Genomic DNA, 14,589 nt, shown 5'->3' on the forward strand with positions numbered 1-14,589 from the left:
GACGTCGACATCAAGATGGCCTCGCGGGTGCGCGGGGTGGACGCCATCCTGGGCGGGCACACCCACGACGGGATGCCCGCGCCCGTGATCGTCAAAAATGCCGGCGGTCAGACGCTGGTGACCAATGCCGGCTCGAACGGGAAGTTTCTGGGCGTGCTCGACTTCGATGTGCGCGACGGCCAGGTGCGCGGCTACCAGTATCGATTGCTGCCCGTGTTTTCCAACCTGCTGCCGGCGGACGCGGAGATGGCGCGCTTCATCGAACAGGTGCGCGCACCGTACAAGGCCAAGCTGGAGGAAAAACTCGCGGTCACCGAGGGCTTGCTGTACCGCCGCGGTAACTTCAACGGCACCTGGGACCAGTTGATCCTGGATGCGCTCATGGAGGTCAAGGGCGCCGATGCCGCCTTCTCGCCAGGCGTGCGCTGGGGTACCAGCTTGCTGCCGGGCGATGCCATCACCTATGAGCGCATGATGGATCAGATGGCGATGACCTATCCGGCCACCACGCTCAACGAATTTACTGGCGCCCAGATCAAGGAGATCATGGAGGACGTGGCCGACAACCTGTTCAACCCCGATCCGTACTACCAGCAGGGCGGCGACATGGTGCGCGTGGGCGGCATCCAGTACACGATCGACCCCACGGCGCGCATGGGCCAGCGCATCCAGAACTTGACGCTGCGCGGCAAGCCGCTGGAGGCCGACAAGAAGTACAAGGTCGCGGGTTGGGCGTCGGTGCAGGAAGGCGTGACCGGCACCCCCATCTGGGACGTGGTTTCAGCGTATCTGCGCGACAAGAAGGTGATCAAGCCGGTCAAGGTCAACCAACCGAAGATCATCAACGTGGGCGGCAATCCCGGCATCGCAGCGTAAGCCGTTCGCGATTTCTGCCGTCGCCCCAAGCCCGCCTCGGCGGGCTTTTTTGCGGGCCGGGTGTGTGCAGACGGTGTGCGGGCCGGGATGGGCGCCCGAATCGGTCAGGGCGTGGGGTAGGTGCCGGGGATGAGGATCGAGCGGTCCACGGTCTCGATATTCGTGTGGCCCGTGAAGGCCATGGTCAGGTCGAGTTCTTTGTGGATGATCTCCAACGCCTTGGTCACGCCCGCCTCGCCCATCGCACCCAGGCCGTACAGAAAGGCACGGCCGATGTAAGTGCCCCGTGCGCCGAGGGCGCGCGCTTTGAGGACATCTTGCCCGCTGCGGATACCGCTGTCGAGGTGGATCTCGATCTGCGAACCCACGGCCTCGACGATACGCGGCAGCGCGCGGATGCTGGACTCGGCGCCGTCGAGCTGGCGGCCCCCGTGGTTGCTGACGATGATCGCGTCCGCCCCCGAGTTGGCGGCAAGCTTGGCATCCTCGACGTCCATGATGCCCTTGAGGATGAGCTTGCCGCCCCAGCGCTTTTTGATCCACTCGACGTCGGCCCAGTTGAGCGTGGGGTCGAACTGCTGCGCCGTCCACGCCGACAAGCTGCCCATGTCGGCCACGCCTTTGACGTGCCCCACGATGTTGCCGAACTGCCGCCGTGGCGTGCGCAACATGCCCCAGCACCAACGCGGCTTGGTCATCATGTTCAGGATGTTGGGCAGGGTCAGTTTGGGCGGTGCCGACAGACCGTTTTTCAGGTCTTTGTGGCGTTGCCCCAAAATCTGCAGGTCCAGCGTCAGCACCAGCGCGCCGCAGCGGGCGGCCTTGGCGCGGTCGATCAGGCGCGCGATGAAGTCGCGGTCACGCATCACGTAGAGCTGAAACCAAAAACCTTCGCCGGCGTGCTGGGCGACGTCTTCGATCGAGCAGATGCTCATGGTGGAGAGCGTGAACGGCACGCCAAACGCCTTGGCCGCCCGTGCGGCGAGGATTTCGCCGTCGGCGTGTTGCATGCCGGTCAGCCCTGTGGGCGCCAGCGCCACGGGCATGGTCACGGGCTGGCCGACCATGGTGGTGCGCGTGCTGCGCGGCTCCATCGGCACGGCCACGCGCTGGCGCAGGCGGATGGGCTGGAAGTCCGATTCGTTGGCGCGATAGGTGCTCTCGGTCCACGAGCCGCTGTCGGCGTAGTCGTAGAACATGCGCGGCACGCGCCGCTGCGCCAGGCGGCGCAGGTCTTCGATGCAGGTGATGACGGGCATGGGGTCTCCTCGTTTTTCGCGCATCGTAGCGCCGATGCCCCCAGCCCGTCACGTGAAATGCGGCTGGCGCGCTTTGAAGAAAAACGCGCGCAGGGGTTTTAGCTGCAGTGCACGCTGCCGCAGCCCGTCATGGTGGCGGGGCGCACGCGGCCGGGGTCGGCCAGGGTTTCGCTGCGCGAGTCGAAGCCGACCGTGCGCATATGCTGCGCGAGCCCCGCGTCCATGGTCTGCGCGTGCATGGGAAACCACTCGGCCAGCGCCGCGGCCATGCGCTCGATGATCTCGTGGTCGCCCTGCAGGTAATGCTCCTCCACCGCGCGCATGGTGTCGAGGATTTGCCGGTGGTGGCTGGCGTGGCAGTTGTCGGGCGCAAAGCCAACCGCGACCATCCAGCGCTCCTCGCGCGCGAAGTGTTCCCGCGTGTGGGCGACCAACGCCCGGTAGGGCGCGAGCTGCTGGTCGTGTGGCAGCGCGCGCAGCGCGGCGAGCTGGGTCACGAATTCCTCGTGGGTCTCGTCCATGCGCGCGTCACCCGTGGCGAGCGCGTCGCTCCAGTACAGGGGTGGGATGTCGGGAAAGGGCTCGGTGCTCATGACGCGCAAGGGTAGTGGGGGCGCGGGCCGTGCGGCTTGACGCAGGTCAAGGCGCACCGGCCCGAAGCGCGCGGAGGCTCACGCGTCGAACGGCCAGCGCATGTCGCGCAGATCACGCCGGGTCTCGATGAGCACCAGCGGCCCTTCGCTGACCGCGGGTGCCGGCCGCGGCTCGCGCGGGACGTGCACGGGCGCAGGCTCGGCCGCGATGGCGGCTTGCGCGGCAGCGACCTTGTTCGCGTCCGACTGCACCCACTCCAGACCCGCTGCACGGGCCAGCGCTGCCAGCTCGTCTACGGGGAGGGTGAATGGTTGGGCAGTGTCGGCACCGCTGGCGGCGATCGGCGCCGCGGCGGGTGCGGGTGCGGGTGCCGTGGCCTCGGCGGGAACGTCCGCTGCCAGCGGGGTTTCGGCTGTGGGAACCGGGGCCGGAGCCGGCTGGACGCGGGCCTCGGCCTCGCCCGCCGGCGCCGTCTGCGGCCGGGCAAAGTACGAGCGCCGCGGGGTGTCCACTGTCACGTCCCCGTCCCCGGCGGTGGGCTGCGGCGTGCTCGCGCTGGTGTCGAGCACCGCTTCCGAATCCGACGTGGCTGGCGTGGACGCCCGGCGGGCACGGTCGCGCCCGTAGCGGTCGCGGCTGCGGCGCTCGCGTGGGGCCGATTCGTTGCCGTCGGTAGCGACCGCTGCATCTCCCAGCGCGGGTGTGCCGGCCTCAGGTGCTGCATCGGGGTTTGCGCCCTCGGTTTCCGGCTGGGGGGCAGCCGTGGTCATGCTGTCGGGCACGACGGCTGCGTCGGGCGTGGTGGCTGTCTCGGCGGCTGCGGTATCGCCGCGCGAGCGGCGGCCACGCCGACGCCGATCGCCGCGCCCACCCCGTTCGCGCGCGTCGGTCGTGGCCTCGCCAGCCTCAGCCGCCGCCACTGCCGGGGCGGTGGCCGCCACGTCGTCGGACTCGACGGGTGCGGCGTTGGATGCCGACCGTGTCTGCTGCGTACCGTCCGCTTGCGGTGGCCGAGCCGGGCGCTCGCTGCGTGGACGGCGCTCGCCCGCCCGCTCTCCGCGCTCGCGGCGTCCTTCGGTGGCGCCTTCCTCGGCACGCGATACCCGGGCATCACCGGTACCAGCGGAGGGGTCTTCGGCCGATCGCTCGGCGCGCGAGCGGGCGTCGTTGCGGGGGCGGTCACGGCCGCCGCGGCCCTGGCGCTGGCGTGGCTCGTCGCCGCCAGGCCGTGCGGGCGACGCGGTCGCCGGCGTAGCAGCCGGCGCGGCCGGTGCCGGTGTGGCCGCTGGCACGGCTTGCCAGCCAAAGAGCCGCTTGAGCCAAGCGATGAAGCCCGTTTCGGCGACCACCGGCGCCGCGGTCGCCGCACGCGCGGCAGGGGCGGGAGTGGGGGCAGAGGGCTGCGCCGCCACCACGCCGGGGTGGGGCGAGGGCGCGGCTGCCTCGGGCCGGGGCGCGGCCACCGGCGCCGGGCCGTCGGGCAGCACACCCTTGATCAGCGGCTCTTGCCGGTTGGTGCGTTCCTGACTGCGGCGGGTGACCAGCGCGACGTCTTCGGCGATGTCGGCGAGCTTGTAGCTGGCGTCCAGGTTGTCCAGCCGCTTGAGGCGTTCGAGCTTGTAGTTGGGCGTGTCGAGCGACTTGTTGGGCACCAGCAGCACGCTGATGCGCTGCTTGAGCTCGATTTTGGTGATCTCGACGCGCTTTTCGTTGAGCAAGAAACTGGCGACCTCGACCGGCACTTGCACCAGCACGGCGGCGGTGTTGTCTTTGAGTGACTCTTCCTGGATGACGCGCAGGATTTGCAGCGCCGACGATTCGGTGTCGCGGATGTGGCCCGAGCCGCCGCAGCGCGGGCAGGGGATGGAGGCACCCTCGGACAGCGTCGGGCGCAGGCGCTGACGGCTCATCTCGAGCAGCCCAAACTTGCTGATGGGCGCGAACTGCACGCGCGCGCGGTCTTGCCGCAGCGCTTCGCGCAGGCGGTTTTCGACCTCGCGCCGGTTCTTGCTGTCCTCCATGTCGATGAAGTCGATCACGATCAGGCCGCCCAAGTCGCGCAAGCGGGCCTGGCGCGCGACTTCATCGGCCGCTTCGAGGTTGGTGCGCAGCGCGGTCTCCTCGATGTCGCCCCCCTTGATGGCGCGCGCCGAGTTGACGTCGATGGCCACCAGCGCCTCGGTCTGGTCGATCACGATCGCCCCACCCGAGGGCAGGGTGACGGTGCGGCTGTAGGCGGTCTCGATCTGGTGCTCGATTTGGAAGCGCGAAAACAGCGGCGCGTTGTCACGGTAGCGCTTGACCCGGTTGACGTATTCGGGCATGACGTGGGACATGAAACCCTTGGCCTGCTCGAAGATATCGTCGGTGTCGATCAGGATCTCGCCGATGTCGCTGTTGAAATAGTCGCGAATCGCCCGGATGACCAGGGTCGATTCCTGGTAGATCAGCTCCGGCTTGGTCAGCGACTTGGCGGCGCCTTCGATTGCGCTCCAGAGCTTGAGCAGGTAATTGAGGTCCCACTGCAGCTCCGCGGCTTCGCGCCCGATGCCGGCGGTGCGCGCGATGATGCTCATGCCGCTGGGGTATTCCAGCTTGTCCAGCGTGGCCTTCAATTCGGCGCGATCGTCACCCTCGATGCGCCGGCTCACGCCGCCACCGCGGGGATTGTTGGGCATCAGCACCACATAGCGGCCGGCCAGGCTGATAAAAGTGGTCAGCGCTGCCCCCTTGTTGCCCCGCTCCTCTTTTTCCACCTGCACCAGCAGGTCCTGGCCTTCTTTGATGACGTCCTGGATGCGGGCCTGCGACGGTGGCACGTTACCCTGGAAATACTGGCGCGAGATTTCCTTGAACGGCAAAAAGCCGTGGCGTTCCTCACCGTAGTCGACGAAGCAGGCCTCCAGCGACGGCTCGACGCGCGTGACGACGGCCTTGTAGATATTGCCCTTGCGCTGCTCACGCCCTTCGATTTCGATTTCGTAATCGAGCAGTTTCTGCCCATCCACGATCGCCAGGCGGCGCTCTTCGGCCTGCGTGGCGTTGATCAACATGCGTTTCATCGTGCGTTCCTCGAACACAGTCTCGTACGAGCGCCCCCGGTGGGGCGCGGATGCCGCAAACCGCAGACCGATCGAGCGAACGAGGGAGGAATGGCCGGAGAGCTGCGGGAAGGCGTGTCACCCTGCGTGGCGCAGCGCCAGGCAGGGTGTGGACACGCTCCCGGGCATGGGCGCGTGGATCACGGTGAACAGGGATGACGGGCCGTCGTACGACACGGGTGGGCGGGCGTCTCGGTGGTCACTGGGTCCTCGTGCAGACCGACGCCGCGAGATCAGACAGGTGGCGGGCTGCACGTTTGGGGTATTCCGGTTCGGGTTCGCTGACTGGACGTCGGTTCATCCCGGCGGTGCGCGTCTTTCCGCTGGCGGGCCTTTGGGCCCCGGGCCAACGGGGGTCGAATGCGGCACCCCGCCTGGGGTTCGGCAACGGTTGCCTGCCTGCGCCCTCTCTGGGCGTGCCGTACACTTCGTGGCACCCCGAACATCTTTCGGCGCACGAACAAGCAAGGGCATTATAGACCGCCCACCGTGCCCGCGTGCCGCCCGGCCCTTTGGCTCGTTTTCATGTCCGTCCCTGCCGTCCGTCACCTCACCGTCGATGCCGAGTCCGCCGATCAGCGGCTCGACAATTTTTTGCTGCGCGAGCTCAAGGGCGTGCCCAAGCCACTGATCTACCGCATCATCCGCAGTGGTGAGGTGCGCGTGAACAAGGCGCGTGCGCGTGCCGATACGCGCTTGCACCCGGGTGACGATGTGCGGCTGCCCCCGGTTCGCGTGCCCCAGCGTTCGCCCGAGGCCGCACCCGCCGTGCCGGCGCGCACCTTCCCCGTGCTGTACGAAGACGAGGTGCTGCTGGCGGTGGACAAACCCGCCGGGGTGGCGGTGCATGGGGGCAGCGGGGTGGCGTTCGGTGTGATCGAGCAGTTGCGCCGGGCGCATCCGCAGGCGCCGCTGCTGGAGTTGGTGCATCGCTTGGACCGCGACACCAGTGGGGTGCTGCTGGTGGCCAAGAAGCGCAGTGCGCTCAAGGCCCTGCAGGATCAATTTCGGCAGCGCAGCACGGGCAAAACCTATTTGGCGTTGGTGCGCGGGGTGTGGCCCGCCGGGCGCAAGGTGATCGATGTGCCGCTGCACAAATACCTGTTGCCCGATGGCGAGCGGCGGGTGCGCGTCACCGATGCGCGCGACCCACAGGGACAGCGCTCCATTTCGCTCGTGCGTGTGCTCGGCACCGTGCAACCGCCACCGGACGCGCCGCCCGATGCGCCGCCAATGAGTCTGCTGTCCGTGACGATCAAAACCGGACGCACGCATCAGATTCGGGTGCATCTGGCGCATTGCGGGCATCCCATCGCGGGCGACGACAAGTACGGTGATTTCGAATGGAACCGTTGGCTGTCACGCTCCGGGCTGCGGCGTATGTTTTTGCATGCCTGGCGGCTGTCGATTCGCCATCCCGTGCGGGGTGAAGAATTGAGCTTGCAGGCCCCACTGCCGCCCGAATTGGCGCAATGGGGTGACGTGCAACGGTTTTTGTGATTACAATATAGATGTGGTTCGCCACATTTCTTTGACATTCAGGAGCAACGTCGTTATGGCAACCTATGCAGAGCTCAAGGCGCAGGCAGAAGCCCTGCTGGCGCAGGCCGAACAATTGCGCAAGCAAGAGCGTGCCGCCGTGATCGCCGAGATCCGCGCCCGCATGGCGGAATATGGCATCACCGTGCAAGATTTGGGGGGTTCCGCTGGCCGCAAGGGCAAGGCAGGCCGGGGCAAAGGCGAAGTCAAGTATCGCGGCCCCAATGGCGAAACCTGGTCGGGTGGACCGGGTCGCAAGCCCGCGTGGGTGCGGGAGATCCTGGCGGCGGGTGGCAACATCGAGAACTATCGCGTCGCCTGAGGGATCTTCCACCCATGGCCGACGAAAGGCGCCGGTCAAGCGCCTTTCGTCTTTTTGAGGGTCGCCCCTGTGGGGGCGCTTTGCCTTTCTGGATGGGTCGTGATCGAACCAAACCGTTTCGCAGTTGCCGCGCGGCCACGCCGCTATGACCTGATCGCCTTCGACTGGGATGGCACGCTGTTCGACTCCACCGCGCTCATCGTGGGTTGCATCCAGGCCGCAGTGCGCGACGTCGGCGGCGAGCCGCCGTCGCGCGAGCGCGCGGCGTGGGTTATCGGCATGGGGTTGGCGCAGGCGTTGGCCCACGTGGCGCCCGATGTGCCGCCCGAGCGCCAGCCACTCCTGGTCGAGCGTTACCGCCACCATTGGTTTACGCAGCAACACGCGGTGACGCTGTTCGAGGGCGTGTTGCCGCTGTTGCACGATCTGCGCGCGCGTGGCCACTGGCTGGCGGTGGCCACGGGCAAAAGCCGGCGCGGGCTCGACGTCGCGTTGCAAACGGTGGCGCTGCACGGGGTCTTTCACGCCTCGCGCACGGCCGATGAGACGGCGAGCAAGCCGCATCCGCAGATGTTGCTGGAACTGATGGACGAGCTGGACGTGCCGCCCGAGCGCACCCTGATGATCGGTGACACGACCCATGACTTGCTGATGGCGCAGCAAGCCGGTTGCGACGCGGTGGCGGTGACCTATGGCGCCCATCCGCACGACGATCTGCGCGCGCTGCAACCGCGCTTTGTGGCGCACACGGTGGCCGAGTTGCATGGTTGGCTGCGTGACCATGCGTGAGCGCAGCCGACGCCTTTTTCCACCGAGGGGGAGTTGGCGGTGAGTGTCCAGTGGTTTCCCGGTCACATGCACGCGACGCTCAAGGCGCTGCGCGAGCGGCTCAAAGCCATCGACGTCGTCATCGAGTTGCTCGATGCCCGCTTGCCCGGCTCCAGCGCCAATCCGCTGCTGGCAGAGCTGATTGGGGCGCGCCCGACGCTGAAGGTGCTCAACAAAGCCGATTTGGCCGACCCCGTGCGCACCGAGCAGTGGTTGGCGCACTACAACGCGCAGCCGCGCATGCGTGCGATCGCGCTGCACGCGCACGTCCCGGGGCCGGCCCGCACGCTGGTGGCCGAATGTCGGCGGCTCGCGCCGCACCGCGGGGGCATGGTCAAGCCGCTGCGGGTGCTCATCGCGGGCATCCCCAACGTGGGCAAGTCCACCCTCATCAATACCTTGGTGGGCAAGCGCGCGGCCAAGGCCGCCGACGAGCCGGGGGTGACCAAGCAAGAGCAGCGCGTAGTGCTGGCCGACGACGTGTACCTGGTCGACACGCCGGGCATGCTGTGGCCCAAGATCGTGGTGCCGGAGAGTGGCGACTGGTTGGCCGCCAGTGGGGCCGTGGGCCGCAACGCTTACGATGAGGAGGAGGTCGCGCTGGCCCTTCTGCGTGTGCTGCAGGCAGATTACCCCGGGCTGCTGGCAGCCCGGTATCGCTTGGGGGGGACGGTGGAGCAGATTGCCGCCGATCCCGCCCATGAGCTGCTGGCGGCGATCGGCCGCAAACGCGGGGCCCTGCTGCCTGGTGGGCGCATTGACCCGCACAAGGCGGGTGAGGCGCTACTGGCCGACTTTCGCGCCGGTGCCATCGGGCGCATCACACTCGAGACACCGCAGGCGTTTGCCACGTGGCGCGCTGCCGCCGAGGCGGCCGAGGCCGAGCGGCAGGCCCAACGTGCCCAGCGCCGACCGCGCCCGCAGGCGGCCGCACCGGCTGCCGGGGACGACGATCGGGCGGGGGATACGCCCCGCTGAAGGCGCTGCTACAGTCCGGGTTCATGCAGCCCGCCTCGCTTTCGTCTCGCCCCCAGCCGACGCGCCCGCCGATGGCCGATCCTGTCCATGGGGATTTGACCCCGCGCCAACGCGAGGTGCTCGACTTCATCCTCGCGTCGCTGGGCACGCGCGGGGTGCCGCCGACCCGGGCCGAGATCGCGCAAGCATTCGGGTTTCGCTCGCCCAACGCGGCCGAGGCGCATCTGCGAGCGCTGGTGCGCAAAGGTGCCATCGCGCTGCTCGACGGCAGCGCGCGCGGCATCCGCGTGCTGGCGTGCGATGGGGCAACGGCCACGGCCAGCGATTCGGCGTTGCTGCAGCTACCGCTGGTCGGTCGGGTCGCGGCCGGATCGCCGATTTTGGCGCAGGAGCACGTGGAGGCGGTGTATCCGGCCGATCCGCGTTGGTTTGCACGCCGGCCCGACTACTTGCTGCGGGTGCGTGGCTGGTCGATGCGCGACGCGGGCATTCACGACGGCGACCTGCTGGCCGTGCAGGCGGTGCGCGAGGCGCGCCCCGGTCAAACGGTGGTCGCCCGCCTGGGCGACGAAGTGACGGTCAAGCGCCTGCAGCGCGATGGCGCGGGCTGGCGGCTGCAGGCGGCCAACCCGGAGGTGCCGGATCGCATCGTGCGGCCCGGCGAGGCGTTCGTCATCGAGGGGGTCGTGGTCGGTCTGTTGCGCGACCGCGGCTGGGATTGACGCCCTGTAGGCTGCTGCTCGCAGCGGCTCAGTGAAAATCCCGGCTGGCCACGGTCAGGCCGTCGAGCCAGTCGCTGCAGTCGTGCACATGACCGGCGATCAGGTGGCACACCGCGTGCGCGCCATCGCCGTGCCGTTGCCACTGGCCCCGGATGGCCAGCAACCGTCCGTGCCGCAGCGCCGGCCCAAAGCGGGCCTGCACGCGGCGCCAGGCGATGACTTGGACCGTGCCGGTTTCGTCTTCCAGCGTCAGAAACAGCACGCCCTGGGCCGTGGCGGGTTTTTGGCGTGCGATGACCAGTCCGCACACGCCCACCAGCCGCCGGTTCGGCTGGTCGCGCAGCTGTTCGGCGGTCAGCCAGCGCGGCGCGGGTAGCCGCTGTCGCAGCAGCCGCAGCGGGTGCGCCCGCAGGCTCAGGCCCAGGCTGGCGTAGTCTTGCCAGACCTCTTCGTTCAGTTCGGCAGCGGGAGGCTGCCATGGGGGGGCGCCGCGGGCGTCGGCCACGTGCGCGGCGCCAGCGGCGTCGGGTTCGGGCGTGCGCTCGGGGGGCGCGGCACGCTCCAGCGCCAGCGGTGGGTGCCAACCCGTGACGGCCCACCACTGCTGGCGGCGGTGCCCGGCCAGCCCGGACAGCGCATCGGCGCGCGCCAGGGCGTGCAGGGCCGCGCGGTCCAGCCGGGCGCGGCGCGCCAGATCCTCGATACTGGCAAAAGGTTGCGCGCGGCGCGCCGCCACGATGCGTTGGCCGCTGGCCTCGCCCAATCCGTCGACCAGCCGCAGACCCAGCCGCACGGCCGGTGCGCCCCTGGGGTCCGCGGGGGCTCGATCGCCCCGGTCGGCATCCGACTGAGCGGGGGCGGCCGTCGCCTCCAGCGTGCAGTCCCAGTCGCTGTGGCAGACGTCCACCGGGCGCACGACCACCCCGTGGCGCTGGGCGTCTTGCACCAGCTGGGCCGGGGCATAAAAGCCCATCGGTTGGGCATTGAGCAGCGCGGCCAAAAAAGCGGCGGGCTCGTGGCACTTGAGCCAGGCACTCGCATAAGCCAGTAGCGCGAAGCTGGCGGCATGGCTCTCCGGGAAGCCATAGCTGCCAAAACCGCGGATCTGGCGCACGATGGCCTGGGCAAAGTCCGTGTCGTAGCCACGCTCGGCCATGCCGGCCAGCAGCCGCTGCTCGAAGCGCTCCAGCTCGCCACGGCGGCGCCACGCGCCCATGGCGCGGCGCAGGGCGTCGGCTTCTTCGGCGCTAAAACCCGCAGCCAGCATGGCGATTTGCATCACCTGCTCCTGAAAAATGGGCACACCCAGCGTGCGCGCCAACGCGGGCGCCAGCTCGGGCCGCGGCAGCGATACGGGCTCGCCCCGGCGCTGGCGCTCGCGCGCAGCCAAATAGGGGTGGACCATACCCCCCTGGATGGGCCCGGGGCGCACGATGGCCACCTGTACCACCAGGTCGTAGAAACACGCGGGCTGCAGGCGCGGCAGCATGCTCATCTGGGCGCGGCTTTCGATCTGAAACACGCCCACCGTGTCGGCGCGCTGGATCATGGCGTAGGTGGCGGCGTCCTCGCGCGGCAGGTCGGCCAGCGTGAAGGGTCGCCCGCGCCACTGGCCCACCAACCGCAGCGCGCCGTGCAGCGCACTGAGCATGCCCAGCGCGAGCACGTCCACCTTGAGCAAGCCCAGCGCGTCGATGTCGTCCTTGTCCCATTCGATCACTGTGCGTCCCGGCATGGCGGCGGGCACCACCGGCACGGTGTGGGTGAGCGGGCCGCGCGTGAGCACGAAGCCGCCCGTGTGCTGCGAGCGGTGGCGCGGCGCGCCGACCAGCGCCTGCGCCAGCGCCAGCCAGCGCTGCACGGTGGGGTCGTCGGGGGACAAGCCCGCGGCGGCCAGCGCGGCCGGCTCCAGCTCCTGCGGTTCGCGGTGGCCGCACTGGCGCGCCAGCGCGTCGATGGTGGCCGCGTCCTGCCCCAGGGCCTTGCCCACGTCGCGGATGGCGCTGCGGCCGTGCCAGCGGATCAGGCTGGCGGCCAGGGCGGCGCGCTCGCGGCCATACTTGGCGTAGAGGTATTGGATGACTTCCTCGCGCCGCTGGTGCTCGAAGTCGACGTCGATGTCGGGCGGCTCGGCCCGCGCGCGGCTGATGAAGCGCTCGAACAGCAGGGAATGGTTTGCCGGATCGACCTCGGTGATGCCCAGGCAGTAGCACACGGCCGAGTTGGCCGCCGATCCCCGGCCCTGGCACAGGATGTCGCGCGAGCGTGCGAAGCGCACGATGTCGTAGACCGTCAGAAAGTAGGGCTCGTAGCGCAGCTCGGCGATGAGGGCGAGTTCGTGTTCGAGCTGCGCCTGCACGGGGGCTGGTATGCCGTGCGGGTAGCGCTGGCGCGCGCCTGCCTCCACCAGTGCGCGCAGGTGTTGCGTGGCCGTCAGCCCCTGGGGCACGATTTCGTCCGGGTATTCGTAGCGCAACTCGTCCAGGCCGAAGGTGCAGCGCTCGACCACCGTGCGCGTCTCGGCAATCAGCTCGGGGGCAAAGCGCCGCGCCCAGCGCGGCGCGGGCCACAGGTGCGCCTCGGCATGGGGGCTGAGCGCCAACCCGCAGTCGGCCACGGGCCGCCGCAGCCGGATAGCGGTCAGGGTGTCGAGCAGCGCCTGCTGATCGGGGTGCGCCATGCGCACCTCGGGTGCGGCCAGCGCGGGCAGCCCGGCTTGGCGCGCGGCCTGCCGCAGCCGTTGCTGCCAAGCCGCGTCGTGCAGCTGGCCCTCGGCCGTGATGCCGAGCCAGCCGCGCTCGGGGCCGCGCTCGCGCAGCCAGCCGGTGAGCGCGCGCAGCCCAGCGTCCCACGCCGCATCGTCGGCCAGCGGCAGCGCCCAGGCCCAGGGCACGGCCATCAGCAGGCAGCCGGGTAGCGCGGGCACCTCATCGGCGTGGGCGTGCAGCGGCAGCCGCTGCGGGTCGTGGGGGGCGGTGCCAGCGTCGTGGCGGCCCAGGCGCCGCTGGCTGATCCAGGCACTCAGGTGTCCGTAGCCGCTGCGGTCGGCCGCCCACGCGACGAGGGTGAATCCACCCCCGGGGAGTGTCGGCCAGCGCAGCCGCCAGTGGGCGCCAATCAGCAGCCGCAGCCTACAGGCGCGGGCGGCGAGGTGCGCCTGCACCACACCGCCCAACGTGTTCTCGTCGGTCAGCGCCAGCGCCGCATAGCCCAGCGCGTGGGCCCGTTGCACCAGGGCGTCCGGGCTGGCTGCTGCGCGCAAAAAGCTGTAGTGGCTCAGCGCATACAGCGCGGCGGGCGCATCGGCGGATGGGGGCGATGGGGTCATGCATACACCCCGGCCAAGAACCAATGCGGGCCTTCGGCCGCGCCGTCATGCACCCGGTACAGCCACCAACAGCGTCCGTCGGGCGTGGCGGCCACGTAAATATCCCGCGCGATGGGCATGTTCCACCAGCCGGTGACAATGCGCTGCGGGCCGAGCAGACGGCGCAGGGGTTGGCCCTGCAGCAGTGGACGCCCCCGCGCATCGAGGGCCAAGCGCCGAGGGTGCGGCAGCCGCCAGGCGGGTTCCCAGAGGGTGTCGGCTGGCGCCGTTGGCACCGCAGCCGACCGAGTCTCGCTACGGGCGCGCACACAGCCCGTCGCTGCGGTGCGTGGTTCGTGCGCCAGCGCCGGGTGCCAGGTTTGGCGCTGCAGCGGGTCCCAGTGTGCGGCCAATTGCGCTGCTTGCACCCGCTCGGGCCCTAGGCGGGCCGCCAGCCGCTCCAGCACGGCGCTCCAGGTGAGCGCCTCGTCGGCGGGACGCCCCGGCAGCAGGCTGGCTGCCTCGGCGTGGTACGGTGCGATGTCGATCGTCTCGAGCCACAGGGCGTCGACCGGGGCGCTGAGCGCGGTGCGCGCCAGCGCTTCGTGCAGCAGCGGTCGCAGTTGTGCCGGGTCGCGCAACGGTCGACGGTGGCGAAAGTGCAGCGCGGCGTCGGTCGGCTGGCCCACCCAGCCCAGGCGCCATTGCAGCACGCCCGCCTGCCGCCGGTGCAGCCAGCGCGCCATCTGGACCAACAGGCGCTGGGCCGCAAAAGCGAGTGCACTGCCGTCGCTGCTGGGTGCGGGCAGCGCCAGGGTCTGGCGAAAGCGGGGCGGCGGCTGCCAGGGGCGCACGGCCAGCGCCGCCGTGCCATAGAGCGCGTCCAGCGCTTGCAGCAGCGCGGGCGAGGTGCGCTGCGCCAATTCATGACGCGGGCAGCCGCGCAGGGCCCCCAGGGTGCGCAGGCCCAGGGCATCGAGCACCGCGCCGTGGGGGCGGGTGGCGCTCAGGTGCGCGATGGGCAGGGCGTCGATGCGGGCCGTCCAGTCTGGCCCCAGTGCAG

11 protein-coding genes are annotated in these 14,589 nt (G+C 69.7%); 6 read left to right on the plus strand and 5 right to left on the minus strand.

All coding sequences use genetic code 11. The features are described from left to right. Positions 1–876: 5'-nucleotidase C-terminal domain-containing protein (locus tag Q0716_RS06705; RefSeq protein WP_299021184.1), on the plus strand; the 876-nt coding region annotated here is incomplete at its 5' end. Positions 877–980: 104 nt separating this feature from the next. Here the strand turns inward: Q0716_RS06705 and Q0716_RS06710 are convergent. From Q0716_RS06710 to Q0716_RS06720, 3 genes are all read right to left on the minus strand, one after another. Then, a complete protein-coding gene (locus Q0716_RS06710) occupies positions 981–2,135 on the minus strand; it encodes an alpha-hydroxy acid oxidase (RefSeq protein ID WP_299021187.1) in 1,155 nt (384 codons plus the stop codon). A gap of 98 nt (positions 2,136–2,233) precedes the next feature. Continuing rightward, entirely contained in the window at positions 2,234–2,728 is a 495-nt protein-coding gene (locus tag Q0716_RS06715) for a hemerythrin domain-containing protein (RefSeq protein ID WP_299021189.1), read from the minus strand. A 78-nt stretch (positions 2,729–2,806) separates the two neighbouring features. Next, positions 2,807–5,791, minus strand: a complete 2,985-nt coding sequence (locus Q0716_RS06720) for an Rne/Rng family ribonuclease (RefSeq protein ID WP_299021191.1) — start codon at positions 5,789–5,791, stop codon at positions 2,807–2,809. Positions 5,792–6,355: 564 nt separating this feature from the next. Between Q0716_RS06720 and Q0716_RS06725 the strand changes: the two genes are divergently transcribed. The 5 genes from Q0716_RS06725 (at position 6,356) to lexA (ending at position 10,219) form a co-directional block, all read left to right on the plus strand. Next, positions 6,356–7,330 carry an RluA family pseudouridine synthase gene (locus Q0716_RS06725; protein WP_299021194.1) on the plus strand — a complete coding sequence of 325 codons (975 nt, stop codon included), beginning with the start codon at positions 6,356–6,358 and terminating at the stop codon, positions 7,328–7,330. 55 nt (positions 7,331–7,385) lie between these two features. Further along, complete coding sequence (locus Q0716_RS06730; RefSeq protein ID WP_299021197.1) at positions 7,386–7,691, plus strand: H-NS histone family protein; 306 nt, start codon at positions 7,386–7,388, stop codon at positions 7,689–7,691. 99 nt (positions 7,692–7,790) lie between these two features. Beyond that, a complete protein-coding gene (locus Q0716_RS06735) occupies positions 7,791–8,480 on the plus strand; it encodes an HAD-IA family hydrolase (RefSeq protein ID WP_299021199.1) in 690 nt (229 codons plus the stop codon). Positions 8,481–8,519: 39 nt separating this feature from the next. Then, positions 8,520–9,497, plus strand: a complete 978-nt coding sequence (gene ylqF / locus Q0716_RS06740) for a ribosome biogenesis GTPase YlqF (protein WP_299021201.1) — start codon at positions 8,520–8,522, stop codon at positions 9,495–9,497. Between the two features lie 71 nt (positions 9,498–9,568). Next, complete coding sequence (gene lexA, locus Q0716_RS06745; RefSeq protein WP_299021204.1) at positions 9,569–10,219, plus strand: transcriptional repressor LexA; 651 nt, start codon at positions 9,569–9,571, stop codon at positions 10,217–10,219. A 28-nt stretch (positions 10,220–10,247) separates the two neighbouring features. Here the strand turns inward: lexA and Q0716_RS06750 are convergent, their stop codons facing one another. Further along, the gene (locus Q0716_RS06750; protein ID WP_299021207.1) at positions 10,248–13,547 is read right to left on the minus strand and encodes an error-prone DNA polymerase; all 3,300 of its coding nucleotides are present in this window, start codon (positions 13,545–13,547) and stop codon (positions 10,248–10,250) included. After that, the coding region (locus tag Q0716_RS06755; RefSeq protein WP_299021209.1) for a DNA polymerase Y family protein at positions 13,544–14,589 on the minus strand (1,046 nt) is incomplete at its 5' end. The genes Q0716_RS06750 and Q0716_RS06755, both read right to left, overlap by 4 nt.

The sequence above is a fragment of the uncultured Tepidimonas sp. genome, from assembly GCF_938045175.1.
Taxonomy (GTDB): domain Bacteria; phylum Pseudomonadota; class Gammaproteobacteria; order Burkholderiales; family Burkholderiaceae_C; genus Tepidimonas.